The organism is Bacillus cereus, from assembly GCF_007678085.1.
Classification (GTDB): domain Bacteria; phylum Bacillota; class Bacilli; order Bacillales; family Bacillaceae_G; genus Bacillus_A; species Bacillus_A cereus_BE.
The window spans coordinates 386,730-412,715 of sequence record NZ_VEDW01000002.1 but is presented as its reverse complement, the minus strand read 5'-3'; the positions used below and the strand labels follow the sequence as shown (position 1 = coordinate 412,715).

Genomic DNA, 25,986 nt, shown 5'->3' with positions numbered 1-25,986 from the left:
CTTCCAAATTATAAAGATGGAACGGATGGTGTCCACGCTCTTTTATGTTCTACTTCTTCCGCACTACTCTCTACGTCTTCCATTTCTAAATCGAAAATCTTTGCAAATAACGCTAATTTCTCGTCTGCTCCCTCTTCAGCAGCTATTTCTTTTGCTACTAAAATTGGGTCTTTTAATAGTTGATTAATAATACTTTTCGTATGCTTACTAATTACTTTTCTCTCACGATCACTAAGATGCGGTATTTTTCGTTCCAAACTTTCCATCGTTTCACTTTGGATAGCAAGTGCCTTATCACGAAGAGCTGATATTAACGGAACAACACCAAGTGTACTTAACCACGTTTTAAATAAAACAATTTCCTCTTCAATCATAAATTGAATTTTCTCTGCTTCTTTCAAACGCTCAGTACGATTTGCTTCCACTACTCCTTGCAAATCATCAATGTCATATAAGAAAGAACCTTCTAGCTCATCAATCGCTGGATCAATATCACGTGGCACTGCAATATCAACCATAAATAAAGGACGACCAGAGCGCATTTTCTCTACCTTTGTCATCATCTCTTTCGTAATGACATACTCCGATGCACCAGTTGAACTAATTAAAATATCTGCTTCTAATAATGCACATTGCAATTCACTTAAAGGCTTTGCGTGTCCCATATATTTCTCAGCCATTACTTCCGCTTTCGTAAGCGTCCTATTCATAACTGTTACTTTACGAGCACCGCTTCCATATAAGTTTTGCAGTGCCAGTTCACCCATTTTGCCAGCACCTAGAATAAGTACATGACAATCTGTTAGCTCGCCGAATATTTTCTTCCCAAGCTCGACAGCAGCATAACTAACCGACATCGCACTTTCACCAATTGTCGTTTCTGAGTGCGCACGTTTCGCTAACGTAACCACTTGCTTAAACAATTCATTAAAAATTGTGCCTGTTGCTTTTACTTGTTGTGCTTCTAAAAAGCTATCTTTTATTTGACCTAAAATCTGAGTTTCTCCGACTACCATAGAATCTAAACCGCACGTTACGCGGAATAAATGATCTATTGCACCATCTTGTTCAAAAATAGTTAAATATGGTGCGACTTCTTCTATTTCAAGCTGAAACCAATCAGCTAAAAACTTCTTAATATAATACCGTCCCGTGTGTAATTGATCGACAACAGCGTAAATCTCAGTACGATTACAAGTTGATACAATGACATTCTCTAACACGCTCTTTTGATTTTGTAATGTAGTCATTGCTTGCTCTAGCTCTGCTGCCTGAAATGTGAGTTTCTCACGAAATTCTACAGGGGCTGTTCGATAATTTACACTAACAACAAGAATATGCACGCAGCATGTCCCCCTTCACCCGTTTTATCACTTTATCTACTATCATAATACAACTTTCCTCTTATGAATCTGACAATCGTGTGAACAACCGATTATTTTTTATTTATTCTCCGTATGTAATAAAGGAGATTCAGTAAAACTAATAAAGGCTTCCTACTTTATAATGATTATAAATTAATAACTCTATTTGTACGTTACCAAAAAAAGCCCTCATAATCAAGTGATGGAAACTATTCCATATGAATTATAACATCATCTTTCCTATCTTCTTTCATCATGAAGGAAAATATGTATGATTGTTCCAAATTGTAGCACAAACTTTCTCAATACAATGTATTTGACATTGTATTTCTTTTTCGTTATATTGATTTTACAAAATTAAATTGTGCACAACTTAATTGGAAGGGAGTTATGTATGACAGAGAATTCTTTACATCTAGATAACCAACTTTGTTTTTCTATTTACGCCTGTTCTAAAGAAGTGACCCGCTTTTATCGACCATATTTAGAAGAAATGGGTATTACGTATCCCCAGTACATTACTTTACTCGTACTATGGGAGCAAGATGGACTAACAGTAAAAGAAATTGGAGAACGTCTATTTTTAGATTCCGGTACGTTAACACCTATGTTAAAACGCATGGAATCATTAAATCTTGTAAAACGCGTTCGTTCCAAAGAAGATGAGCGCAAAGTTTGTATTGAATTAACAGAACAAGGTAAAAATTTAAAAGAAAAGGCTTGTTCATTACCGACAACAATGGCAACAAATTTAGGAATTACAGAACAAGAATATCGTTCTTTATTAATTCAATTAAATAAACTAATTGAAACAATGAAAACAATAAATGATAGAAAAGAGGAATAAACATGGATAAATTATATACTGCTTCAGTAACTGCTACAGGTGGAAGAAACGGAAAAGTCGTTTCAGATGATGGCATATTAAATCTTGATGTAAAAATGCCAAAAGCACTAGGTGGTGCAGGCGGAGAGGCAACAAATCCAGAACAACTATTTGCTGCTGGTTATGCCGCTTGTTTTGATAGTGCATTACAACTTGTCATTCGTACAAAACGTGTGAAAGTAGAAAGTACAGAAGTAACTGCTCACGTTTCTATCGGAAAAGATACAGATGGTGGTTTTGGTCTATCTGCTGTACTTGATGTACACGTTGCTGGCGTTTCTCATGCTGAAGCACAAGAACTTGTAGAAGCTGCTCACGGTGTATGTCCTTATTCGAAAGCAACAAGAGGTAATATTGAGGTTACATTAAACGTAAGATAAAAAATTTAGTAAATAAAAAACGCGCGACATTCGTCACGCGTTTTTTGTTTTTGTCATTCTATGAATCGCCTTCCACGCTTCTTCTTTTCCAAGTCCTGTTTCAGAAGAGAATAGAACAATTTCATCGCCAATTTCAACAGCAAGCGTTTCTTTTACAACTTTTAGATGCTTTTGCCATTTCCCTTTCGGAATTTTATCGGCTTTCGTCGCAATAATAATTGTTGGGATTTCATAATGCTTTAAGAAATCATACATCATCACGTCATCGCTTGTTGGTTTGTGACGTAAATCAACTACTAATACAGCTGCGTCTAATTGCTCACGCGTTGTAAAGTATGTTTCAATCATCTTGCCCCATGCTGCGCGCTCTGATTTAGATACTTTCGCATATCCATAACCTGGAACGTCAACAAAATGCATCATCTCATTGATTAAGAAAAAGTTCAGCGTTTGCGTTTTTCCTGGTTTAGAAGAAATACGCACTAACTTTTTACGATTTAAAATTTTATTAATAAAGGAAGACTTCCCGACATTTGAACGACCTGCTAATGCAATTTCTGGTAAATCACTGTCTGGATATTGTTCTGGTTTAACTGCACTAATTACAATATCTGCTTTTGTTACTTTCATTGTTTCACTCCTACTAATGCGTGCTCCAATACTTCATCTAAATGAGATGCAAGCACAAACGTAAGGTTTTCTTTTACGCTTTCTGGAATATCATCTAAATCTTTCTCGTTTTCTGCTGGCAAAATAATTTTTGTTAAGCCTGCGCGGTGAGCACTTAATGTTTTTTCTTTTAAACCACCAATTGGTAATACACGACCACGAAGTGTAATTTCACCTGTCATCCCCACTTCTTTACTTACAGGAATACCTGTTAGTGCAGAAATAAGTGCCGTTGCCATCGTAATACCTGCTGACGGTCCATCTTTTGGAACTGCTCCTTCTGGAACATGAATATGAATATCATTTTTCTCATGGAAATTCGGGTCGATCTGAAGCTCTTCTGCACGAGAACGAATATAGCTAAACGCTGCTTGTGCGGATTCTTTCATAACATCCCCAAGTTTCCCTGTTAAAATTAATTTCCCTTTACCTGGCGCTACAGACACTTCAATCGCAAGTGTATCGCCGCCTGCTGCTGTATATGCTAACCCTGTCGCCATACCAACTTGGTCTGTTTTTTCGGCTTGCCCATAACGGAATATGTGCTTACCAAGTAAATCAACAATGTTTTTCTCTGTTACTACAATACGCTTGCGTTCTGCTGTAACGATAATTTTTGCTGCTTTACGACAAACTTTTGCAATTTGACGCTCTAATGTACGAACACCAGCCTCACGTGTATAATAACGAATAATTTCAAGAAGTGCTTCATCACGTACTTGTAAATTACCTTTTCGTAAGCCATGCTCTTTTAATTGTTTCGGCAATAAATGTTCACGGGCAATGTGAACTTTTTCAAGTTCTGTATAGCCAGCAATCGAAATAATTTCCATACGGTCAAGCAACGGACCTGGAATACTTGAAAGTGTATTCGCAGTTGCTACAAACATAACTTTCGATAGATCATACGGTTCTTCAATGTAATGATCACTGAAGTTATGGTTTTGTTCTGGGTCTAACACTTCAAGTAATGCTGCTGATGGATCTCCACGGAAATCGTTAGACATTTTATCAATCTCATCTAATAAAAAGACTGGATTAACAGTTTTCGCCTTTTTCATACCTTGAATAATGCGTCCTGGCATTGCTCCAACGTACGTACGACGGTGACCACGGATTTCAGATTCATCACGTACACCACCAAGGGATACACGGACAAAATTACGATTTAATGATGTTGCAATCGAACGCGCTAACGAAGTTTTCCCGACTCCAGGAGGTCCTACTAAGCAAAGGATAGGTCCTTTTAATGAATTCGTTAACTTCTGTACAGCTAAATATTCAAGTACGCGCTCTTTCACTTTCTCAAGACCGTAATGATCTTTGTTTAAAATCTCTTCCGAATGAGCAAGATCAATCATATCTTCTGTTGCTTCTGTCCACGGAAGTGCTAATAACCAGTCCATATAATTGCGAATAACACCGCTCTCCGCAGAACTTGCTGGTAACTTTTCATAACGGTCTAATTCTTTCAGTGCAGCCTTCATTGTTTCTTCAGGCATTCCTGACTGTTCAATTTTCTCACGAAGTTCTTCAACTTCCCCGCCCTTACCTTCTTTATCGCCAAGTTCAGTTTGAATCGCCTTCATTTGCTCACGTAAGAAATATTCTTTTTGCGTGCGCTCCATTGAACGTTTCACTTTTTGTCCAATTTTCTTTTCTAAACTAAGTAACTCTTGTTCATCTTGAATAATTGAAATAAGTGTATGTAATCGTTCCTTCACAGATACAATCTCTAAGATTTCTTGTTTCTGCTTCGTTTTAATCGGCAAGTGAGAAGCAATTAAATCAGCTAATCTTCCTGGCTCTTCTACATCAGCTACCGTTGCAAATGTTTCATTTGAAACTTTTTTCGAAACTTTAATATATTGTTCGAAATGCTCGAGTAATGTACGCATAAGAGCTTTCTCTTCTAGATCATCTTCCACTTCTTCCGTTACCGTTTTGATAGAAACTTGCACTACATTTTCTTCTTCGATAAACTCTACTACTTCAGCTCTATGTAAACCTTCTACAAGGACACGAAGCGTGCCGTTCGGCAATTTTAACATTTGCTTCACTTTCGCCACTGTACCTACACTATATATGTCATCTTCTTTCGGATCATCGATATTCATTTCTTTTTGCATCGCTAAAAAGATGATATTTTCATCCATTGCCGCCTGCTCTAGTGCTTGTATCGATTTATCACGTCCTACATCAAGATGCAGAACCATCGTTGGATATACGAGAACGCCTCTTAATGGTAGGAGGGGTACGATTCTTTCATTCGTATTCATACTAGACATAGCACCTCCATAATAAATTAAACTCCTGTTCAACTATTTTATATTACAATACATCTAGATGCAATTGCAGAGATTTTCCGCAATTGTAAATCCCTCGTTTTTCTCCCTTATAAAAAGGAAAAAAGACTCCGATTAAGCATACAAACTTAAACGAAGTCTGGCAAATTTTATTATCGTTCATTCTCACATTGATTGTGCATCTGTCTCGTCCACAGCAGTATGTATATCAAGCTCTCGATGCATATTTTCCTGCATAAATGTTAGCTCAAATACCTCATTTAACTTACGAACAGGGATGATTTCAATTCCTTTTATTGTGTACAAAAACGGTTGCATATTTTCAGCAGGAATGATGACTTTCTTAGCACCTGCTTTTTTCGCGGCTTTTATTTTTGCGTACACACCACCAATAGGCTTCACTTCCCCGTGTATACTTATCTCACCAGTCATCGCTACTTCATTATTCACATACGTACGATGCACTGCTGAATATACACCTGTTGCCATAGCAATACCTGCCGAAGGCCCATCAATTGGAATACCACCCGGAAAGTTAATATGTATATCGTATCCTTCTGGCAACACATCTAGAGAACGAAGTACTGTTAATACATTATCTACAGAACCTTTCGCCATACTTTTACGGCGAATTGATTTCGTTTGACTACCAATACTTTCCTCTTCAACAATTCCAGTAACATTTACCGATCCTTTGTCTTTCGCCTTGATTGCTGTTACTTCAATTTCTAATAACGCGCCTGTATTTGGCCCGTATACAGCCAGTCCATTTACAAGACCGATTCTTGGAATAGGATAAATACGCTTTTCATATTTCGGTGTAAGTTGACTAGAGTGAACAACCCACTCTATATCTTCATCTTTAATGAAAGAACGTTCTTCATTTATTGCCATACCAGCAGAAATTTGTACAAGATTAATCGCTTCTCGTCCATTTCTTGCATACATCCCGATCATTTCAATACCATTTTCACCTATTTGCATTTCCACTTTGTCGGCTGCATTCTTCGCTACTTTTTGAATCTCTTCTGTATCTAACTCACGGAAAAACACTTCTAAGCAGCGTGACCGAATAGCAGGAGGAATCTCCTCTGGCGAACGTGTCGTCGCCCCAACTAAGCGAAAATCGGCTGGTAAACCTTTTTGAAAAATGTCATGAATATATGTTGGAATCATCGTATTTTCTTCACTATAGTATGCACTTTCCAAAAACACTTTCCGATCTTCTAGCACCTTTAACATTTTGTTCATTTGAATCGGATGTAGTTCTCCAATCTCATCAATAAACAAAATACCACCATGTGCGTCTGTTACCGCACCTTTTTTCGGCTGGGGGATACCCGCTTGCCCCATTGCACCTGCCCCTTGATAAATCGGATCATGCACCGAACCGATTAAAGGGTCTGCAATACCACGTTCATCAAACCTTGCTGTTGTCGCATCCAGTTCAATAAATGTTGCATTTGTGCGAAATGGCGATTTTGGATTTCGTTTCGCTTCTTCTAATACAAGACGTGCTGCCGCTGTCTTTCCGACACCTGGTGGACCATATATAATCACATGTTGCGGGTTAGGGCCACAAAGAGCCGCTTTTAACGACTTAATCCCGTCCTCTTGCCCTACAATATCTAAAAAGGATGTAGGACGCACCTTTTCCGCAAGCGGCTCTGTTAAAGAAATCTCGCGCATTTTACGAAGCTGCTCTAATTCTTTTTTCGATTCTCGATCAATTGAAACTTTTTGTGTTCGCTGATTTCGAAGTAAATGCCAAAAATACAATCCGACAATTACACCAAAAACAAGTTGAACAAGTAAAAATATATTTGTCCAGCTCATCATTTATTTCCTCCCGCAATGTTTTATCTCTTAGTATTTCCGCGGAGGAACATAGCTAAACATAAAGAAAAACAGCAATTATAAAAATTGCTGTTTCTCCTTCGCATTATGCAGATGTTTTTGTATCAAGTACAGTACCGTCTTGTAACACCAATTTTGGCGCGGCATTATCAGCTACTGTTTCTTTTGTAAGAACACACTTCTCGATATCTTTACGAGATGGAAGTTCGAACATTACATCCAGCATTAAGCCTTCAATAATAGAACGAAGTCCACGAGCACCTGTTTTACGTTCAATTGCTTTTTTCGCAATTTCAATTAGTGCGCCTTCTTCAAACTCTAACTCAACATCGTCAAGCTCCAATAGTTTTTGGAATTGCTTAACAAGTGCATTTTTCGGTTTCGTTAAAATATCAACAAGAGCATCTTCATCAAGCGGCTCTAGGTTCGCAATAACTGGAAGACGACCGATAAACTCTGGAATTAAACCAAATCTTAAAAGGTCCTCTGGTAATACGTGAGATAAAACATGCTTCTCATTTACATCAGCATTTTTCTTCTCAGAACCAAATCCAATTACTTTTTCACCAAGACGACGTTTAATAATTGGCTCGATGCCATCAAACGCTCCACCACAGATGAATAAGATATTCGTTGTATCAATTTGAATAAACTCTTGGTGCGGATGCTTACGACCACCTTGAGGTGGAACGCTTGCTACAGTACCTTCTAAAATTTTCAGAAGTGCCTGTTGCACACCTTCACCAGATACATCACGTGTAATTGATGGATTTTCGGACTTACGTGCCACTTTATCAATCTCATCAATATAAATGATTCCTTTTTCCGCTTTCTCCACATCATAATCAGCTGCTTGGATTAATTTTAGTAAGATGTTTTCTACATCTTCCCCAACGTATCCAGCTTCAGTTAAAGATGTTGCGTCCGCGATTGCAAATGGAACATTTAAAATACGCGCTAACGTTTGTGCCAGTAATGTTTTACCACTACCTGTTGGCCCGATAAGTGCGATATTACTCTTCGCTAATTCTACATCATCAATTTTGCTGTTAGAATTAATGCGTTTGTAATGGTTATATACCGCTACCGCTAGTGCTTTTTTCGCGTTATCTTGTCCGATGACATACTCATCTAAGATTTCACGAATTTCTACCGGTTTCGGTACATCTTTGAATTCTACTTCTTCGTCCTTCGCAAGCTCCTCTTGTACAATTTCAGTACAAAGTTCGATACACTCGTCACAAATGTAAACACCTGGACCTGCAACTAATTTTCGAACTTGCGTTTGTGTTTTACCACAGAAAGAACATTTTAATTGCCCTTTTTCATCATTAAATTTAAACATATTTTCACACCCCTTACAAAGTGCTAACCTCTTGCCTTCGTATGTACACGATAAATGTATCGTATGTAAATACATATTATGTCACTACGTGGCGAGAAATACAAATAATATGACTAGTTATGTACAAATAAAAAGTTTTTAAAACTTTTGAAATATGTATATTCGACTTGTAAAGGAAGTTTTCCTTCTTCATCGAAAAGTTTTATAAATATATTTCTATATTTATAAAACAAGGCACGATTAAAATCGTGCCTTGTTATTTTATTATGCAGCGTTTTCTACTAAGAAATCTACAGCTTTACGCACTTTAAGATCTTCAGCTAAAGCGTCTACGCTTCCAAGAGCTTGCTTGATAGCGTCTACTGGCATACCGTACATTTCAGCCATTTTTTCAACTTCTGCAGTTACTTCTTCTTCAGTAACTTCGATGTTTTCAGCTTCAATGATAGCTTCAAGAACAAGGTTGATTCTTACGCGTTTTTGAGCGTCTTCTTTCATTTGCTCTTTTAACTTGTCAGCGTCAGTACCTGTGAATTGGTAGTAAAGCTCAAGGTTCATACCTTGTTGGCTTAAACGTTGCTCGAATTCACGAACCATACGATCTAACTCAGTGTCGATCATAGCTTCTGGAATCTCGATTTCAGCGTTAGCAGCAGCTAATTCTACTACTTCGTCACGTACTTTGTGCTCAGCTTCGTGCTTTTTGCCTTCTTCTAAGTTTGTACGAAGTTTTGTTTTTAATTCATCAAGAGTTGCAACAGCTTCGTCTGCTTCTTTAGCGAACTCGTCGTTTAACTCAGGAAGTTCTTTTGTTTTGATTTCGTGAATTGTTACTTTGAATGTTGCTGGTTTGCCAGCTAATTCAGCAGCGTGGTACTCTTCTGGGAATGATACTTCAACGTCTTTAGAGTCACCAGATTTAAGACCAATTACTTGCTCTTCGAAACCTGGGATGAATGTACCAGAACCGATTGCTAGAGAGTAGTTTTCGCCTTTTCCGCCTTCAAATGCTTCGCCATCAACGAAACCTTCGAAGTCGATTACAGCTGTATCACCGTTTTCAACAGTTCCTTCTTCTTTAACAACTAGTTCAGCTTGACGCTCTTGTAAAGATTTTAATTCGTTCTCTACATCTTCGTCAGTTACAGTTGTTTCAACTTTTTCTACTGCTAAACCTTTGTACTCACCTAATTTAACTTCAGGTTTCACTGTAACTTTTGCAGTGAAGATAAGGTTAGCATTTTTTTCGAACTTTTCGATGTCGATTTCAGGATGATCAACTGGGAAGATACCAGCTTCATCGATTGCTTCACCGTATGCTTTTGGTAAGATGATATCTAAAGCATCTTGGTATAAAGATTCGATACCAAAGCGTTGTTCGAATAACGGACGAGGCATTTTCCCTTTACGGAAACCTGGTACGTTGATTGTTTTTACTACTTTTTTGAACGCAGCGTCGATAGAGTTGTTTACTTCTTTAGCATCAACTTCGATTGTTAAAACGCCTACGTTACCTTCTAATTTTTCCCATTTTGCAGCCATTTATTCTTTCCCTCCAACTATAATAATGTATGCACATACCTCTATAGATTAAAATCTTCATTATCTCTTTTTTGAAATAACAAAAGTACAAATAATCCTCTAGCAAAAGCTTTCAGATATAATGTTCCAATCTACTAATTGCCTAAAAGACAACTACGGTATATTTTGTTCGAGAATAATATGAAACATATTAAGTAAGAGAATTACACTTCTCTTCTCTTACAAACAGGCAGATTTCTGCCTTTTGCAACCCTTACATTATAACATAGAATATGCTCGTTTCAAGAACCGAACGATTCTTTTTCATAATTATACGGGCAAATATCCTTCTCTTTCAACACGTAATAACCATTGATAGGCAATATGAAACTCTTCTAATTCAATATTATACGCTGTCATAAGCTCTTCTTCATCAATAGTCAACCCAAAACGCTTTCTTCCAATTCTCTCTAAAACAGCAGCCCAAATCTCCACTTTATCCATTAATAGAGCGAATGGGAAAACGCTAATTTGCAATTCTTTCCAATATGTAACCATCGCATCAAATATATCGGGATAATTTTGCTCTAATCGACTTGATAATGTATGTATAATGTTATTGGATTGCTCCTCATTATGACCCGTAAATGCTGGAATCACCTTGATCGTATTCCCAAACTTTTCTACCTCTATCTCTTCTTCTATTTGATTTTCTATCATTTTATACAAAATAGAAGTTTTCAAATAAGGGTGCTGTTTTTCGTCTATTAAAAATTTCTTTAAAATAGGTAATGCAAGATCCAAATCTTTTAACGAAAGTTGCTGAATTGCTCTTAGCTTTTGTCCAAAGTTTTCTCCAAACATTTCATTCGTAAACTCATCCACTTCAAAATTTGAATCGACTAGTGACGGATCTTCTTCATTTAACATACCTTCTGCAAATAAAGCGAGCTGCGCTAATTTTTCCTTTTGCTCAGGCATTACATCTTTCGTTTGCAAAACTTTTTCAACGGTTTCAATAACACCTTCATAATCATTTGTTTGAACTAAAATCGTCACATATGTTTCCAGAATATCACCAAATAATACAGCTCCCGTTTCAAGTAACTGTTCACATTTGTCTTTCGCTTCTTCCATATGCTTTAACTCTAACAAACAAATAACCGAAGCGAGTTCCGTTTGTTCCGTTTCTGCATTATACTGACGTAATATTTCAAAGCAGCGCAATGCATCTTCGAATTTCCGCTCTTTCAGCGCTAAAAAACCTTCATCAATATATCGCTCTGATAGTTGCGGAAACAATACGACCGTATTTTCTTTTTTATCCATACGTTCGCCTCTTTTTCTAGATTTTAATTATCTTTAAAGTAAATATATCAAATGAGTAATGAGAACACAACATCCCAAAACGCTTTGTTTGAAATATAGAAATATTCAATTTTTACATTTCAATATAAACAAATCCTTACTAAAAATTAAAAATGTGCAAACAAAAATCCTCAGCAATTAAAGCAGAGGATTCATCATTAATGGAAAGCTTTTATAATAGTGGGGTATATAACAAGGGTAATAATTTGGAGAACAATAATTGCCATAACAATCATGCTAAAATAGAAGATTGGTTTACTTCGCTTCATTAAAAACATAATAATAAGCATTGTACAAGCAAACAAACTTAAAAAGAACAAACTCGTTGTCGAACTAAGTATACCACTCGGGACAAAAAACAATAATGCTACACTACAAGTACCTATAATTCCAAATAACCATTCCATTCATTCACTCATTCCCTTTCCCTCTCATGGCAGTTTTTTACTAAGCGATTAAATGTTTTACAACATCAACTACATACGTTAATTTCTCATACGCTACAAATCCAAAAGCAACTGTTAAACCCGTTACGATTAATCCCTTCATCATTTCTTCCTCCTCGTTTTATCGTTGTTACCTTCATTATAGAGGATTAGCAATTTGTTACCATCGAACTTCCTTACAGTTACCTTACAGAATTGTAAGATTTGCAAAGTGTATAGAAAAACACCTCATATCACTTGAGGAGCTTTCACGGAATTTCTCTATAATCACTTGCAAAATTAACTTTTTTCTCTTGATTATTTTTCGGAGAATCCACTCTTAAACTAATAGATTTACAAAATAACTTAGGGTTGAAATAATTATTCGTTACTTTTCTTAACTTACCTCCATATATTTTCGTATTACAAGAAAACAACCGATGAAAATCATGTTAATATATTTTTATACAATTAAGAATTTAATTTAAAGGGGGATATGTATGTTTAAAAAAATGGCTGCAGATGTATTAGGACTAAGTGATGTAGGATCTGTCATTACGCCGAAGGATTACGATAAAGTAGATGCTGATGATTATGTAATGCATGAAGATGGGGAGAAAATTTATTTTCTCATTAAATCAAAATCAGATGAATATTGTTTCACAAACAAAGGATTAATCCACCTAGATGGCACAAGCGCAACAAGTAAAAAACGTACACTACGCCGCTTTAGCTATAGTAAATATCAAATTAAAAACGTAGCACTTGAAACTGCGGGAACAATTGATTTAGATGTAGAAATTAAGTTCCAAATGGGCGATGAGCATTACTCAATTGATGTTCATAAAAAACATATTGAAGAATTAAAAGATTTATATAAGGCTTTACTTAAAATTGAAGAAATTTCATACGACAACGATATTACATTGCAGTATGCACATAAAAGTCTAGATATGGCATCTAACGCTTTCAGCCGTATTTCAAACGCACAAGTAAATTTAGCAGAACAATTTAAAGAAATGAACGAAATCGCCTTTAACTGGCTCGTTGATACGAAGAAACAATATAATGTGAAAGATTATGGTTTTGTCTTCGAGAAGTTTATTAATAACTAATTTAAAACAAACAAAAAACCTTGTTATCAAAAGATAACAAGGTTTTTTTAGCGTCCTAGGAGAGGTTCGAACTCTTGGCCCGCTCATTTCCGTACTATTTTATATATTTTGATCGCAGTCTTAATATATCTTCTCCTTCGCGAATGCCTGCCGATCCCTTCCTCACATTTTTTACGACAGTCCAATTCGGGTTAGTTTCATCACCGATGTTCTGTACTGTAAAGTTGCCATCACCATATTTTCGGTGACCTTCTGCCAATTTCTCCGTTAAATCATTCTCATTTGATCTCGCCATCTTTGCGCCATCTCCCTTTTTTTTAAAACCTTATTAAACCGTCTAACCAATCACAGGTCCAGTCAATTGGAGATTCTTGTTTTCCGCATCTATTAATTGTAACACACTGCCGGGGATAAGTTCCGATAACGGCTGCTCAATCGTATAGATATAGGAGGCAAGGACGCAAATGGTAAGATTGACTTAGTAGAGTTAAAATCTTCACCTACTGCACCTCTTACTAAAAATCAGAAAAAAGCCTTCCCTGAAATTACGCAATCAGGTGCAATAGTTAAAAGTAGGAACAAACCACCATTTGAACATTTAGAAGAGATTCCACCAACGAAAATAAATGTAATAAGAAAAGAAGAATAAGGAGGCTTTTATATGGCATTACATGATACGGATCAAGTCGATTTAGTTTTAATAGATGAGGATAATAAAGATAATGTATACTTAACAATCTTTGATGCTTTAGAGTGGAATAAAAGCGAAGAACTTGACGATGAACACATTTTACTTTTAAAAGACAAAATCAATACATATTTAGGATTCATTGAAAGTGATGAAATCTATGAAAAAGTCCCAAGTACAATAGGAAGAACACAATTCATTATACAAGTGTATTCGCAGAATGAACCTAGTTTTCACGGGAAAAAGTTTTATAATATTGTAAGTGAACAATTAGGAGAATCTGGATATGGATTTGAGTTCCATCATAAACCTATTGATTCTTTAAATTGAATAAGAGGAATAGGGCGCATAAATGGCGCTCTTTTTATTTAAAAAAAGAATTACATATACAACTGCTTAATATCGAAGGAAAGGTTACAGATATTAAGAATGAGCTACAATTATAACCCAAACTAGACGCGAAACTTATAAGTAATCACTTCTTGTGATAATCTTTCACTCGTATTAATTATGCTATTTCATTCCTACCCCCATCTCTTACACCAAAACATCAATTTTTAGCGTCCCAGGAGAGATCCGAACTTCCGGCCCACCTATTATCTACAATATATAAGCGATTCTTTCATCGCTTGTTTAACATACACTGGCTAATGTATAGATATGGTATAATTTTCTTGTGAAAATATTATAGGAGAAGCAGGGATCGTATGGTACAAATAAAAGTAACACCTGAACGTCTAGAGCAAGTAGCCAAGACGGTAAAGAACGTACGGTACACCTTAGAACAAATACATAATGGTTTATACAATCAAACAGAACATATTGCCGCAAACTGGGCAGGAGCAACTAGCCAACATTTCTATCAAATGTTTAACGAAGCTAAACCGAAAATGTCCACAGTTTTAACGGAATTCGATAAAATAGCTGACGAATTAGAAAGAGTTGCGGAAAAATTCCGCACGGCAGATGCTGAGTACGACGGCAATCTAGTTGAAAGTGAGATTATAGCTAATACCCCTTCTTCAGAAAATAACAACACATCACCTAGTGCATCTTCTTCGAAAAAAGATGGTGAAAGTTTAGAGAAAGTTACTAGAGACCTAGTGGGCGAGTTATCGGGAGAATACGATGTACGACGTGTTATAGAAGGTGTTGATCCCGATACTGGCGAAAAACTTTCGTGGTGGGAACGCACTGGTGCTGGTGTCATGGTTTTTGCGGGACTTACTCCGCTAGGTAAAGGAATAAAAGTAGTTAAAGGTGCCAAAAAGGTAGCTGATGCCGTAAAAAATATCGATAAGGTAAAAGAAGCAAAAGCATTATTAAAAGCTAAAAGACAAAAACAAATTGAGATTAATAAAAAAGTAGGGGATGACTTTGAAAGAGAAATGTTACAGACTTTCAAAAATGAAGGCAGTACAGAAAAGGTCTACACTAAACAGGTAACATTACAAACTCCTTCTGGTGTTCGTACCCGCGTAGATATAGCTTCTAAGAATTTAGAAACAAGTGAAGTTCATCTAACGGAGTTGAAATCATCTTTAACCGCACCATTAACAAAGAATCAAAAACTTGCATTCCCTGAAATTGAAAAGCACGGTGCAATAATTAAGAGTAGAAACAAACCGCCGTTTGATTATTTAGAAGTAATACCACCAACAAAGGTCAAAGTAATAAGAAAAGAATAGGGGGCTGTTTACGTGGCTTTACATGATACAGATAAAATCGATTTAGTTTCAATGGATAACAACAATGAAGATATTGTATATCTAACTATTTTTGACGCATTAGATTGGGAAGATGAAGAAGAACACGCCCTACTTTTACAAGACAAAATTAATACTTATTTAACGTTTATTGAGAATGGTGAAATATATGACACCGTTCCCGAATTAACTAAAAAAAACAAATTTGTAGTAAGAGTAATTGCTAAACATGAACTCAATGAATATGGTACACAATTTTACGATTTAGTAAGAGATCAATTACACGGTGCAGGTTATGGATTACAATTTAATCACAGGACCCCAAACAACAAGTAAAGGTAGGTGTATGCATGAGTTTACGAGATTTAGATACAGTCGACTTTATGGGGTATGATGAAGATAAAAAAGTAGCGTATCTTATTATTGTTGACGAAGAAGACTGGAAAGATGAAGAAAAACACATTGATTTACTAGAAGAAAAGATTAATTTGTATTTAGGCTTTATAGAAAGTGAAGAAGTTTACGAAAGATATCCCGAAGTAAAAGGGTATAATTTTGTTATTAAAATCTACGGTAAATATCGTTGCACTAAATGGGGCAAAGAGTTTTTAGAAAAGGTTGACGAAGTCCTTGTAGAAGCGGGATACGGGTTTCAGTACGTGCATAAACCATTTGATGAGACTGAACAAACAAATAATATAATTGACTAGCAAAGAGCGTTTTTATGCGCTCTTTTTAATGCACTTTAATCTGTTACATATACTCATTATCATATATCCCGTTATAATATTTTTACACCTCTTGCACATACATCAATTTGTAGACAAACAAAAAACCTTGTTACCAAAAGATAACAAGGTTTTTTTAGCGTCCCAGGAGAGATTCGAACTCCCGACCGTACGCTTAGAAGGCGTATGCTCTATCCGGCTGAGCTACTGGGACATGGAGCGGGTGAAGAGAATCGAACTCTCGACCAGAGCTTGGAAGGCTCTTGTTTTACCACTAAACTACACCCGCATATGTTATTTTATTTTTATTCGTTAGCGCTGTTGCCCTATCGACAATATTTATTATATGTATAACCATACATAAAGTCAACACCTTTTTTAAAAGAGGATAATTTTTCTTATCCTCTTTTAAAAACTGCTTGTTCAACTAGCTGCCCGTCTACTGTTTCAAAACGAACTTCCATTTGATTTTCATCCATTTCTAATAAAGCAAATGTCTTTTCTACACGTTGACGTGGTAATAGAATACTACCTGGATTAATAAATAAAACGCCATCGATTAATTCTGCACCTAATACGTGAGAGTGTCCGAAGCATGCAACTTGCGCTCCTACCTCTTCTGCATGATACGCTAATGTTTGCAATGTCATTTTTACGTTATGACGATGTCCGTGCACAACTACGAAACGAATGCCATCTACATCAGTTACAATTTCGTCTTGAAAGTTAGCATAATCACAATTCCCTTTTACAACATGGAAACCTTGCAGCTCTTCATGAGCAGGCGTTAGCTCTGAATCACCGCAATGAATCATGATATCTACTTTCCCTTCATATTTCTCTTTTAACTGCTGTAATTCCTTCACAGAGCTATGACTATCGCTTACGATTAAAGCTTTCATCAATCCCTCTCCCTTATTCTCCTAAAAACCATTCAGGGATTTTTTCTTCTAGCTTACGAAGAGCACGCCCACGGTGACTAATGGCATTTTTCTCATCTGAACTTAATTCCGCCATCGCCTTTTTATATTCTTCCACATAAAAAATCGGATCATATCCAAAACCGTTTTCCCCGCGGCGCTGTTCTAAAATATATCCTTCGCACGTTCCGTTTACAATGACAGGCTTTTTATCACCTTCAGGGAAAGCTACTGCTAATGCACAGTAGAAGCGAGCTTTACGCTTATCAAACGCTACGTCATTTAATTCTTGTAACACTTTATCCATATTCGCTTGATCATCTTTCGGCTCTCCAGCAAAACGAGCTGAATACACGCCTGGTTTTCCATTTAAAGCATCTACAATAAGACCTGAATCATCTGCAATTACGATTGCATTCAACTGTTTGCTCAAACTATCCGCTTTTAAAATCGCATTTTCTTCAAATGTTTCACCAGTTTCTTCAACTTCTTCAATATGAGGAAAATCGTGTAATGATTTTACTTCTAAATCAAATCGCTCAAATAACTCAGCAAATTCACGTACTTTCCCCATATTTTTTGTCGCTACAACAACTTGTTTCATACTTTCCACCTCTACTCTATATGAGATACGATGTCGCCTAACGCTTCTTTTTGCATATCAATCAGTTGGAAAATGCCTTGTTCCGCAGCATCAAGTAATTCATTTAACTGTGCTCTGCTAAACGTCGCTTCTTCTCCAGTTCCTTGCACTTCAACAAATTGACCTTTTCCAGTCATAATTACGTTCATATCAACGTCTGCTTTAGAATCTTCTGCGTAGTTTAAATCTAAAACAACACCTTGTTCTTCAACAATCCCTACTGACGTTGCTGCTAAATAATCTTTTACTGGAATTTTAGATACTTTTTCTGCTTGTAATAGCTTTTCAAACGCTAATACCATTGCTACATATGCACCTGTAATAGAAGCAGTTCTCGTTCCACCATCCGCTTGAATAACATCACAATCAATCCAAACCGTTCTTTCACCAAGTGCTTCTAGGTCAACTACCGCACGTAAAGCTCGTCCAATTAAGCGCTGGATTTCCATTGTACGTCCTGTTACTTTCCCTTTACTTGACTCCCTAATTGTACGTTGTTCTGTTGCACGTGGAATCATCGCGTATTCAGCTGTTACCCAGCCCTTTCCTTCTCCACGCATAAACGGCGGGACACGCTCTTCAATTGTCGCTGAGCAAATTACCTTTGTATCCCCAACCTCAATTAATACTGATCCCTCTGGATGTTTTAAATAATTCGTATGAATATGTATATGGCGTAATTCTGTTTTCTCTCTACCATCTACTCGCATAAAAATAACCTCCTCATAACTACTTGTTAGTATAGCCAAATTTAAATGTATGATATGTATACAATAAAAGAAGAGGAACCCAAAAAGCAATTCCCCTTTCTTACTTAAGTATATCAAATTATTGACGATTAAAAACTACCTGTATTCACGTTTTCTGGACGATCTACTGGTTTTATTAACTTTCCGCCTTTTTCATCTATAAGATTTGCTTTACCATTTACTTCAATAGAAACACTTTTCACGCCTTTCTTTTCCGTTAAAGATAAAACTAACGACTTCAATACGTAATTTGAAACCATATTTTTATCTGGGTTTATAAATATATTTTCGTTAAAGTTTAATGTAAGATTTCCATCTTGTAATTTCGGATTCGTAATAAGCTTAACTCCTGGATTAAAATCATTCAGGAGCGATTGATGGATCGGTCCTTTTACGAGCTCATCTACAATTGCTGCATAATCATTTTCTTTTCCTTCTACAACGCGGCGTGTTACTGGTACGTAGTATTGCTGTTTATTATTATTTTGTGCCATAAAATACAGCGTTACTGGTTTTGTATTTGTTACATCCGCTACTTGCTCATCATCGAAGTTAATACCGTTAGCACGGCTCACCCCTTCTCCAAGCGGTGTACCACCAACAGGCATCTTCGCCAACTTCTCACCATTTATTTGGAACTGCACTTGTTTTATTTCTTTAAATTGCGTCAACGTCCACGCTATGGACTCAACGATTTGACGCTCTTCTTCTTTTGCATAGTTTTTCATTTCTTGTGAGAAATCAACGACTGCCGTCCCATCTTTTTTCAAATTTAGGGTCATCGACGTATTCGCTGGAATGACTGCACGGAACCCATTCGGTAATAAATTCGTTACCGGCCCATCTTTCACAAGGTACTCTAACGTTTGCTGAATAACCTCATTTGCTTTCGGAGTAGGTACAGCTAACGTTTGCGGTACAACATAGCCATTTTTATCAACAAGGTATAGTTCTCTATTCACCATTTGTCCTTGCTTATCTTTCTTAGCCACTTCTTTCTTTCCACCCTCTGTATACGTAACTTGCTTTGGCGGATCAATTTGTTCCGTTGCTTTCTCCTGATTTATAAAGCCACACCCTGTTAGTAAAACAGCGCTCACAGTAGCACCAACAACCCATTTAAAAGTGGATTTAGGCATGCCATTCCCCCCTAAAATCTAAGTTTGTACTATTATGTATACGAGCTGTTTCATGTTTTAGAACTAGCTGTCCGGCAAATAGCGGGATAAACAAAAAACTCCTGATTTCTCAGGAGCTCACTTATATAAATTCTACTATTATTCTTTTTCTAAATAAATATGTTTCACATTTTCAATCGGTTGACCGAACCATTTCGATGCAATTTCTTTAAATAGACCTATTTTCCCTGTTGTTAAGAAGAGGTGATCACTTTGTTCCTCTCCCTCATTCAACATTTTACTATGGTATAAAATTGTACTTACTTCGCGCGCTGTTTCATCACCTGAACTAATGAGTTGCACTTTATCTCCCATTACTTTTTTTATAACAGGACCTAAAATCGGATAATGTGTACAGCCTAAAATAAGTGTATCAATATCAGTATTTTTCAGCGGTTGCAATGTTTCTCTTACAACTTCATACGCCATTTCACTTTCAAAATTGCCACTCTCTACAAGCTCAACGAAAGGCGGGCAAGCTAAGCTTTCTACCATAACACGGTTATTAATAGACTTTAACGCTTCTTCATATGCACCACTTTTCACCGTTCCAATTGTTCCAATAATCCCAACATGATACGTATTTGTCACTTTTAAAGCTGTACGTGATCCTGGGTGAATAACTCCTACCACTGGAATTGGTAATTGTTTCTGCATCTCTTCTAATACAACCGCAGTTGCTGTATTACAAGCAATAACTAACATTTTGATATTTAAATCTAGTAAATGCTCCGTCATTTCCCACGTAAATTGACGCACTTCTTCTCGAGAACGCGGACCATAAGGGCAACGTGCTGTATCCCCTAAATATATAATACGCTCTTTCGGCAACTGACGAATTAATTCCTTCGCTACTGTTAAACCGCCAACTCCTGAATCGATAACACCGATTGCTCTATTCAACTTCATCACCCGTTTTCTCATTCATCATCTTTTTTTATCATTATATTTTACACACTTTAAGTTCGCTAACTTAAACTGCTTCTGTATGAAAATTTTCATTTGTACCTGTATAGACTAGGACCTTTTTTATTTTGCTCCTTTTTTTCATAATTTGCAAGACAGAAAAATAACCGACCTTCTATACGAAAGTCGGTTTCTTCTATATAAAGCGCGTATTTATCGCTCCATCTTTTTTTGAAAAGAAGACATTCCTATTAATAAGAAGAAATGAGCAGAAATTAACATGACGATTAAAAATAAAATTCAAACGATAACTATTTGTAGATTCCATAATTTTGCTCGCAACAGCTGGTCCAAATGCCATACCGAAAAAGTTAATTAAATTATATAAGCCAAGACCTACCCCAACTTTAGCTGGATGTAATGTTTTTGGTATAAATGTGTTTACTGATACTTGAATAGCTGAATAACTCATAAATGTTAAAATAATCGCCACTAAAATAACCATTAAGTTCCCATTGGGAATAAGCCCTAAAATTAAAAAGCCAACGATCATAATGACAGACGCTACATAAATCATGTTCACATTTCCAAACGAAGGAACAATCCTCCCAGTAATAAAACTAGATACAATACCAAAGATTGACGCAACAAACAATGCAATTCCAATAACGAATGGAGACAATCCGTGTTCTCTTCCTAACAGTAATGGTAATAATAATAAACTAGCACATAACGCCACATTCATTATAAATCCAACCGCTATTAAACGAAGAAATGGTTTATTTGTAAACAACTCAATATCAATAAGTGGATGCTCCGCGTTCTTCATACGAACTGTGAATAAAAATAAGAAAACAACCGATAACACAAATAGCCAACTATTAATATTTACACCTAATAAAACCGTCGTAATGAATGCAAATAATAATACCACGCCGGTGTAATCAAAATGAAAAGCTTCATCCGTATGCTGCGCTTCTTCTGGCATAAATTTTATAAGTAAGAAAATCCCCACTACTGAAATAACCATAAATAAAAATAAATATGGCCACCCCAATGTATTTGTAATAGCTCCGCCAACTAAAGGACCAATACCTATCGCTAATGCAATAGAAGAACTAATCATTGCTAACGCACCAGGCTTCTTAGCAGGAGCAACTAATTTTGCCACTGCAATCATACTAAGCGCAATAAACGCCGCGCCCCCACTCGCCTGCACTAATCTTGCGAGAATGGTAATCGCATAAGATTGATTCATAAATCCAATAATAGAACCTGCTACAAATATGATAATTGAAATAATTAATAGTTTTTTTACACTATAACGATCAGCCAACTTCCCATAGATCATCGAACCGATACCGACAACTAAGGAATAACCTACTACAACCCAGCTTACCTTCGATTGGCTAATAGATAAATCATGAGCCATATCCTCTAACGCTACGTTAAATAAAACCGCATTCATCGGTCCTAATAAAACGATAAAACATAATGTGAAAACAAACCATTTTGAATGGTTACTTATATCTTTCCCCATGTGTAACACCTCTCCTGATTGTAGTAACTGTAAATGAAAAAAAAGTTGTTTAGCCCTGCTATCACTATTAAACAACTTCATCAAATGTATACATTTATCGCGCGACAAACTGAATTCAAAACGAAACATGTACGTTGTTCGACATTCATGGAACTATCATAGTTTCAGCATTACAGTTTGTCAATGAAAAATATACAAAGTAAACTAATTTAGTGTTTTTAGTTTACTTTGTTCAAAAATTATTATACACTAATTTCGAATCCGATATAAGGAGGACTGTGACATGGTTATTCAAATTTGCAATATCTAACTTAATAAAATCAAGTAAGTAAAGAACTTTTATATAGAAGAAACATTACAGGAGGATTATGATGAAGAAAAAAATGTTAGTTGTATTAACGAGCATAGAAAAATATCCAAATTTAAATAGAGCGACTGGACTTTGGCTTGGCGAAGCTGTCCATTTCGTTAAAAAAGTAGAAGAGGCTGGTTACGAAGTAGATTATGTCAGCCCACAAGGCGGCTATACACCGATTGATCCGCATAGTTTAACAATGGCGGAGAGTATTGATTGGGAATGGTATCAAAAGAAAGAATTTATGAATCGTCTCGGTTCTACAATGAAACCGAGTGAAGTGAATCCGGAAAACTACGCTGCGATTTATTATGCTGGTGGTCACGGCGTTATTTGGGACTTCCCAGAAAATAAAGAACTTCAAATGATTAGCCGCAACATTTATGAAAATGGCGGAATTGTTTCCTCTGTTTGTCACGGAGCTGCTGGTTTATTTCATATCACATTAAGTAATGGAGAACGTTTAATTAGCGGTAAAAAAGTAACGGGATTCTCAAACGAGGAAGAAAAACTAGCGGAATTAGATCAATTTGTTCCATTTTTAACTGAAGATGAACTCATTAAAAATGGAGGACTTTATGAAAAAGCTGCGCAACCTTGGGAAGCTTACGCTGTAGAAGATAATCGTGTTATCACTGGTCAAAACCCAGCTTCAGGTGGTCCAGTAGCTGAATTAGTCTTACAACACGTAAAAAATAACATGTAATAAAAAAAGCAGGTTTTCCATTACCATAGGAAAACCTGCTTTTTTACGAAATCATTTGCAAAATAGCAATAACTTCTTTTTCAATTTCCGAATCATCAATTGCTTCTATATACTCTGGTTTAAAAAGTTGATACTTCTTTAATTGATAAAAATCAAGTATCGCTTTCTTTAATGTAATATCATACTGAATACAAAAAGAATGGTCTATAATACGTCTTAACATCACATCATCTTGCACCATAAATAATTGTGCGTTCATTTTATTAAAGTAGCCTTGTTCCATACCGGATTCAAAAAACATTTGCAAATTATGATTACGATTTTGTTGTGCAGCGACTAGCTGATCAGATAAATGCGGATATGCCTCTTTTAAATCTTGTAAAAAGACATCAGAAATATATGTCACACATTTCAAAGAGTGGATAAACGTCTTTTGGAAACGTTCTGCAAAAGACATACTTTCATCTTGATTATCCGCATCTCCTTCAAGAAGGTAGTTCATAAAATCTTCTACCACTGCTTCAATAATCTCATCTTTTGAAGAAAAACGTTTATATAAAGTAGCTTTACTAATATCCATATATTTCGCAATTTCATCTATTTTCAATTGGCTAAAACTCGTTTTTCTAATAACGGGCTTTATTTTATTAATATAAGTATTTGCACACGCAACTTTTCTCATAAAAAGAGCCTCCCCTTTTGTCCATACAAAATAGTATAGCAAATTCACGATTAATTATAAATGAAGTCACTATACTCAATATATCTTTTTAGTTTAAGGGGCATTTACACTACAGAAAAAATGCCCGCTATCTTTATGAGTAGCGAGCACTTTTTCTATAATGTATTAACAGCTCTTCTTATAGCTTTTCCTATTTCCATACTAGACTGCGGGTTTTGCCCTGTAATTAAATGCCCATCTACCACAACATGCGGCGTGAAATTTGGAGCAACATAAAACAAAGCCCCTTCTTCTTTCAATTTACTTTCTAATAAAAACGGCACTCGCTTTTCTAAATGTACAGCTTTTTCCTCATCATTTGTATAACCTGTTATACGCTTGCCGGCAACAAAAAACGATCCGTCCTTATTTTTCACACCGACTAAAGAACTTACTCCGTGACAAACAGCCGCGACAACCCGGTTATTGTTGTACATATTCTCAATTAAATTTGCAACATATGGATTACCCGGAAAATCTACAATTGCCCCGTGCCCACCACCAAATAAAACCGCATCATAATCCGAAAAATGAACCTTTGAGATCGGCTTCGTATTTTGTAATAAAGAAGTGACATGCTTAAATTCACGAGGTATCCCGTTCGGAATAGACACTCTATCAATAGGTACTTTACCGCCCTTTATCGACACAATATCAACATCAAACTTAGCCTTTTTAAATACATTATAAGGAGCTGCGAGCTCTTCCAGCCACAAACCAGTCGGGTGTCCATTCATATCATGAGCGCTTGTTGAAACTAACAATATCCTTTTCAACATATCTCCTCCTTACTACCTATTTATGTATGGAGTGTTCTTATCATTCATATAGCAAGCGAAAAAACGAGAACAACTAGCTGACCTTTTTTATAAAAGTCTGCTTATTGTTCTCGTTTGAATTCTTTCATACAAAGATGTTCACGACCTGATAACTTTATCTCCAGCGCCACGCGATCGTGTTTTCCTCCATATGAATAGCAGGTATATTAATCCCTAAATACCGCTGATCATCTTCATCAAAAATAGACCAATTTTCTTCATATGAAAATTCAGAGTCTATGCTTTCAAAATCAAATACACTATCTTCGTCTACCATCTCACGAAAATATTTTTGGAACGGTTTACTATTCTCGAATAGACGAATTGTTCCATACATCCATGGCATGTCTCCAAAAACATCTTTAATTTCACCTATCTCCATATCCTTAAAATACAACTTCATACTTGCACCTTCTTATTTGTGAATGACAAAGATACCTATCCTAAATACCTCATCATGTTCTAAAGTAGTTATTCTTAACGTTTCTTAAACATATCTTCCCTCTCAAAGTCTGAGATACCTTTTTTAAGTTCAAAATATAAACAGAAAAATAGCCGACTCTTTATTTAAAAGTCGGCTTTCTTTTTATAGTTCGAGCTCTCCCATGCGAAGAAGCTCAACAACTGCTTGTGAACGTCCTTTAACTCCTAGCTTTTGCATTGCGTTTGAGATGCGTAGTTTTTGCAAACACTATTAGTCGCTTCACTCGCCCCCCTTCAACTTTCATTGCATAACCAAATTAAAAATAGGGAAACATTTTTTAGAAACTTAAATATGGAGGGATTAATATGGCAAAGAGACCAACAATGAAACAACTACAAACGAATGACCAACAACTAAGCAAAAAATTAGCAAGATTAGAACAGACAGTAAATGACCTCAAAGCAGAATTAAGCAATACAAAAGAAAGATTAGGAAACGTAGAAAGAAGAGATATTATTAATTATTTAAAAGAGAAAAATTTCTCAGGAAGCTCTAAGTATAGATATACATACGAAGAAATTGCTCAAATATTTAACACTTCGCCATCTACAATAGCTAAAATTGCTAAAGAAGAAGGACTCTCAAGAAGAACTTATAAAGTTCTTTAA

26 protein-coding genes, 2 tRNA genes and 2 pseudogenes are annotated in these 25,986 nt (G+C 36.1%); 9 read left to right on the top strand and 21 right to left on the bottom strand.

Going from position 1 to position 25,986, the window contains the following annotated elements; genetic code table 11:
* Positions 1-8: 8 nt before the first annotated feature.
* Positions 9-1,343 (bottom strand): glutamyl-tRNA reductase, encoded by a 1,335-nt coding sequence (gene hemA, locus FS742_RS11260; protein ID WP_144612378.1) that lies wholly within the window; start codon positions 1,341-1,343, stop codon positions 9-11.
* Between the two features lie 415 nt (positions 1,344-1,758).
* Between hemA and FS742_RS11255 the strand changes: the two genes are divergently transcribed.
* Both FS742_RS11255 and FS742_RS11250 read left to right on the top strand, forming a co-directional pair.
* Positions 1,759-2,211, top strand: coding sequence for a MarR family winged helix-turn-helix transcriptional regulator (locus FS742_RS11255; protein WP_144612376.1), 453 nt, complete (start codon positions 1,759-1,761; stop codon positions 2,209-2,211).
* 2 nt (positions 2,212-2,213) lie between these two features.
* Positions 2,214-2,630 (top strand): organic hydroperoxide resistance protein, encoded by a 417-nt coding sequence (locus tag FS742_RS11250; RefSeq protein ID WP_000359777.1) that lies wholly within the window; start codon positions 2,214-2,216, stop codon positions 2,628-2,630.
* A gap of 33 nt (positions 2,631-2,663) precedes the next feature.
* Here FS742_RS11250 and ysxC read toward each other — a convergent pair whose 3' ends face one another.
* The 7 genes from ysxC to FS742_RS11215 form a co-directional block, all read right to left on the bottom strand.
* A complete protein-coding gene (gene ysxC / locus FS742_RS11245; RefSeq protein WP_144612374.1) occupies positions 2,664-3,260 on the bottom strand; it encodes a ribosome biogenesis GTP-binding protein YsxC in 597 nt (198 codons plus the stop codon).
* The gene (gene lon / locus FS742_RS11240; protein ID WP_000097311.1) at positions 3,257-5,587 is read right to left on the bottom strand and encodes an endopeptidase La; all 2,331 of its coding nucleotides are present in this window, start codon (positions 5,585-5,587) and stop codon (positions 3,257-3,259) included. The genes ysxC and lon overlap by 4 nt, the downstream gene beginning before the upstream one ends.
* 183 nt (positions 5,588-5,770) lie before the next feature.
* Complete coding sequence (lonB, locus tag FS742_RS11235; RefSeq protein WP_063224858.1) at positions 5,771-7,441, bottom strand: ATP-dependent protease LonB; 1,671 nt, start codon at positions 7,439-7,441, stop codon at positions 5,771-5,773.
* 106 nt (positions 7,442-7,547) lie between these two features.
* On the bottom strand, positions 7,548-8,807 hold the full coding sequence (gene clpX / locus FS742_RS11230) for an ATP-dependent protease ATP-binding subunit ClpX (protein WP_000472280.1): 1,260 nt from the start codon (positions 8,805-8,807) through the stop codon (positions 7,548-7,550).
* Between the two features lie 264 nt (positions 8,808-9,071).
* A complete protein-coding gene (gene tig / locus FS742_RS11225) occupies positions 9,072-10,349 on the bottom strand; it encodes a trigger factor (protein WP_144612372.1) in 1,278 nt (425 codons plus the stop codon).
* Positions 10,350-10,658: 309 nt separating this feature from the next.
* Positions 10,659-11,657: a hypothetical protein gene (locus FS742_RS11220; protein WP_144612370.1), complete on the bottom strand. Its 999-nt coding sequence runs from the start codon at positions 11,655-11,657 to the stop codon at positions 10,659-10,661.
* Between the two features lie 197 nt (positions 11,658-11,854).
* Positions 11,855-12,103: a hypothetical protein gene (locus FS742_RS11215; protein WP_001993185.1), complete on the bottom strand. Its 249-nt coding sequence runs from the start codon at positions 12,101-12,103 to the stop codon at positions 11,855-11,857.
* Positions 12,104-12,621: 518 nt separating this feature from the next.
* Between FS742_RS11215 and FS742_RS11210 the strand changes: the two genes are divergently transcribed.
* Positions 12,622-13,236, top strand: coding sequence for a PH domain-containing protein (locus FS742_RS11210; protein WP_000473869.1), 615 nt, complete (start codon positions 12,622-12,624; stop codon positions 13,234-13,236).
* Between the two features lie 94 nt (positions 13,237-13,330).
* On the opposite strand, the gene FS742_RS11205 is transcribed toward FS742_RS11210, so the two are convergent.
* Positions 13,331-13,531, bottom strand: coding sequence for a hypothetical protein (locus FS742_RS11205; protein WP_000124460.1), 201 nt, complete (start codon positions 13,529-13,531; stop codon positions 13,331-13,333).
* A 366-nt stretch (positions 13,532-13,897) separates the two neighbouring features.
* Between FS742_RS11205 and FS742_RS11195 the strand changes: the two genes are divergently transcribed.
* From FS742_RS11195 to FS742_RS11180, 4 genes are all read left to right on the top strand, one after another.
* Complete coding sequence (locus tag FS742_RS11195) at positions 13,898-14,254, top strand: DUF6572 domain-containing protein (RefSeq protein ID WP_144612368.1); 357 nt, start codon at positions 13,898-13,900, stop codon at positions 14,252-14,254.
* Between the two features lie 377 nt (positions 14,255-14,631).
* Positions 14,632-15,612, top strand: a complete 981-nt coding sequence (locus FS742_RS11190) for a WXG100 family type VII secretion target (protein ID WP_144612366.1) — start codon at positions 14,632-14,634, stop codon at positions 15,610-15,612.
* 12 nt (positions 15,613-15,624) lie between these two features.
* On the top strand, positions 15,625-15,966 hold the full coding sequence (locus FS742_RS11185) for a DUF6572 domain-containing protein (protein ID WP_029440043.1): 342 nt from the start codon (positions 15,625-15,627) through the stop codon (positions 15,964-15,966).
* Between the two features lie 14 nt (positions 15,967-15,980).
* Positions 15,981-16,340: a DUF6572 domain-containing protein gene (locus tag FS742_RS11180; RefSeq protein WP_144612364.1), complete on the top strand. Its 360-nt coding sequence runs from the start codon at positions 15,981-15,983 to the stop codon at positions 16,338-16,340.
* A 158-nt stretch (positions 16,341-16,498) separates the two neighbouring features.
* Here FS742_RS11180 and FS742_RS11175 read toward each other — a convergent pair.
* The 8 genes and pseudogenes from FS742_RS11175 to FS742_RS11140 form a co-directional block, all read right to left on the bottom strand.
* Positions 16,499-16,572: transfer RNA gene (locus FS742_RS11175), tRNA-Arg, on the bottom strand.
* 1 nt (position 16,573) lies between these two features.
* A tRNA-Gly gene (locus FS742_RS11170) sits at positions 16,574-16,647 on the bottom strand.
* Positions 16,648-16,756: 109 nt separating this feature from the next.
* Positions 16,757-17,260, bottom strand: a complete 504-nt coding sequence (locus tag FS742_RS11165; RefSeq protein ID WP_144612362.1) for a metallophosphoesterase — start codon at positions 17,258-17,260, stop codon at positions 16,757-16,759.
* 13 nt (positions 17,261-17,273) lie between these two features.
* On the bottom strand, positions 17,274-17,882 hold the full coding sequence (locus FS742_RS11160) for an XTP/dITP diphosphatase (protein ID WP_144612360.1): 609 nt from the start codon (positions 17,880-17,882) through the stop codon (positions 17,274-17,276).
* An 11-nt stretch (positions 17,883-17,893) separates the two neighbouring features.
* On the bottom strand, positions 17,894-18,631 hold the full coding sequence (gene rph, locus FS742_RS11155) for a ribonuclease PH (protein ID WP_001261765.1): 738 nt from the start codon (positions 18,629-18,631) through the stop codon (positions 17,894-17,896).
* A gap of 128 nt (positions 18,632-18,759) precedes the next feature.
* Positions 18,760-19,809 (bottom strand): spore germination protein GerM, encoded by a 1,050-nt coding sequence (gene gerM, locus FS742_RS11150; RefSeq protein WP_144612358.1) that lies wholly within the window; start codon positions 19,807-19,809, stop codon positions 18,760-18,762.
* A gap of 138 nt (positions 19,810-19,947) precedes the next feature.
* On the bottom strand, positions 19,948-20,757 hold the full coding sequence (gene racE / locus FS742_RS11145; RefSeq protein WP_000774001.1) for a glutamate racemase: 810 nt from the start codon (positions 20,755-20,757) through the stop codon (positions 19,948-19,950).
* A gap of 210 nt (positions 20,758-20,967) precedes the next feature.
* A pseudogene (locus FS742_RS11140) lies at positions 20,968-22,294 on the bottom strand (MFS transporter).
* A 371-nt stretch (positions 22,295-22,665) separates the two neighbouring features.
* On the opposite strand from FS742_RS11140, the gene FS742_RS11135 reads away from it, so the two are divergent.
* Positions 22,666-23,355, top strand: coding sequence for a type 1 glutamine amidotransferase domain-containing protein (locus FS742_RS11135; RefSeq protein WP_144612356.1), 690 nt, complete (start codon positions 22,666-22,668; stop codon positions 23,353-23,355).
* 43 nt (positions 23,356-23,398) lie between these two features.
* Here the strand turns inward: FS742_RS11135 and FS742_RS11130 are convergent, their stop codons facing one another.
* The 4 genes and pseudogenes from FS742_RS11130 to gerE form a co-directional block, all read right to left on the bottom strand.
* On the bottom strand, positions 23,399-24,037 hold the full coding sequence (locus tag FS742_RS11130; RefSeq protein WP_144612354.1) for a TetR/AcrR family transcriptional regulator: 639 nt from the start codon (positions 24,035-24,037) through the stop codon (positions 23,399-23,401).
* A 155-nt stretch (positions 24,038-24,192) separates the two neighbouring features.
* Positions 24,193-24,855: a type 1 glutamine amidotransferase domain-containing protein gene (locus tag FS742_RS11125; RefSeq protein ID WP_144612352.1), complete on the bottom strand. Its 663-nt coding sequence runs from the start codon at positions 24,853-24,855 to the stop codon at positions 24,193-24,195.
* 154 nt (positions 24,856-25,009) lie between these two features.
* Positions 25,010-25,297 carry a hypothetical protein gene (locus tag FS742_RS11120; protein WP_144612351.1) on the bottom strand — a complete coding sequence of 96 codons (288 nt, stop codon included), beginning with the start codon at positions 25,295-25,297 and terminating at the stop codon, positions 25,010-25,012.
* 183 nt (positions 25,298-25,480) lie between these two features.
* Positions 25,481-25,567: pseudogene (gene gerE, locus FS742_RS28270) on the bottom strand (spore germination transcription factor GerE); the annotation flags it as partial.
* A gap of 116 nt (positions 25,568-25,683) precedes the next feature.
* Here gerE and FS742_RS11110 point away from each other — a divergent pair.
* Positions 25,684-25,986 (top strand): cyclic nucleotide-binding domain-containing protein, encoded by a 303-nt coding sequence (locus FS742_RS11110; RefSeq protein WP_144612350.1) that lies wholly within the window; start codon positions 25,684-25,686, stop codon positions 25,984-25,986.

Bases quoted from the DNA above. Each gene is read 5' to 3' on its own strand.
- FS742_RS11255 (WP_144612376.1), top strand. From the start codon at position 1,759: ATGACAGAGAATTCTTTACATCTAGATAACCAACTTTGTTTTTCTATT.
- FS742_RS11250 (WP_000359777.1), top strand. From the start codon at position 2,214: ATGGATAAATTATATACTGCTTCAGTAACTGCTACAGGTGGAAGAAAC.
- ysxC (WP_144612374.1), bottom strand. From the start codon at position 3,260: ATGAAAGTAACAAAAGCAGATATTGTAATTAGTGCAGTTAAACCAGAA.
- lon (WP_000097311.1), bottom strand. From the start codon at position 5,587: ATGTCTAGTATGAATACGAATGAAAGAATCGTACCCCTCCTACCATTA.
- lonB (WP_063224858.1), bottom strand. From the start codon at position 7,441: ATGAGCTGGACAAATATATTTTTACTTGTTCAACTTGTTTTTGGTGTA.
- clpX (WP_000472280.1), bottom strand. From the start codon at position 8,807: ATGTTTAAATTTAATGATGAAAAAGGGCAATTAAAATGTTCTTTCTGT.
- tig (WP_144612372.1), bottom strand. From the start codon at position 10,349: ATGGCTGCAAAATGGGAAAAATTAGAAGGTAACGTAGGCGTTTTAACA.
- FS742_RS11220 (WP_144612370.1), bottom strand. From the start codon at position 11,657: ATGGATAAAAAAGAAAATACGGTCGTATTGTTTCCGCAACTATCAGAG.
- FS742_RS11215 (WP_001993185.1), bottom strand. From the start codon at position 12,103: ATGGAATGGTTATTTGGAATTATAGGTACTTGTAGTGTAGCATTATTG.
- FS742_RS11210 (WP_000473869.1), top strand. From the start codon at position 12,622: ATGTTTAAAAAAATGGCTGCAGATGTATTAGGACTAAGTGATGTAGGA.
- FS742_RS11205 (WP_000124460.1), bottom strand. From the start codon at position 13,531: ATGGCGAGATCAAATGAGAATGATTTAACGGAGAAATTGGCAGAAGGT.
- FS742_RS11195 (WP_144612368.1), top strand. From the start codon at position 13,898: ATGGCATTACATGATACGGATCAAGTCGATTTAGTTTTAATAGATGAG.
- FS742_RS11190 (WP_144612366.1), top strand. From the start codon at position 14,632: ATGGTACAAATAAAAGTAACACCTGAACGTCTAGAGCAAGTAGCCAAG.
- FS742_RS11180 (WP_144612364.1), top strand. From the start codon at position 15,981: ATGAGTTTACGAGATTTAGATACAGTCGACTTTATGGGGTATGATGAA.
- FS742_RS11165 (WP_144612362.1), bottom strand. From the start codon at position 17,260: ATGAAAGCTTTAATCGTAAGCGATAGTCATAGCTCTGTGAAGGAATTA.
- FS742_RS11160 (WP_144612360.1), bottom strand. From the start codon at position 17,882: ATGAAACAAGTTGTTGTAGCGACAAAAAATATGGGGAAAGTACGTGAA.
- rph (WP_001261765.1), bottom strand. From the start codon at position 18,631: ATGCGAGTAGATGGTAGAGAGAAAACAGAATTACGCCATATACATATT.
- gerM (WP_144612358.1), bottom strand. From the start codon at position 19,809: ATGCCTAAATCCACTTTTAAATGGGTTGTTGGTGCTACTGTGAGCGCT.
- racE (WP_000774001.1), bottom strand. From the start codon at position 20,757: ATGAAGTTGAATAGAGCAATCGGTGTTATCGATTCAGGAGTTGGCGGT.
- FS742_RS11135 (WP_144612356.1), top strand. From the start codon at position 22,666: ATGAAGAAAAAAATGTTAGTTGTATTAACGAGCATAGAAAAATATCCA.
- FS742_RS11130 (WP_144612354.1), bottom strand. From the start codon at position 24,037: ATGAGAAAAGTTGCGTGTGCAAATACTTATATTAATAAAATAAAGCCC.
- FS742_RS11125 (WP_144612352.1), bottom strand. From the start codon at position 24,855: ATGTTGAAAAGGATATTGTTAGTTTCAACAAGCGCTCATGATATGAAT.
- FS742_RS11120 (WP_144612351.1), bottom strand. From the start codon at position 25,297: ATGAAGTTGTATTTTAAGGATATGGAGATAGGTGAAATTAAAGATGTT.
- FS742_RS11110 (WP_144612350.1), top strand. From the start codon at position 25,684: ATGGCAAAGAGACCAACAATGAAACAACTACAAACGAATGACCAACAA.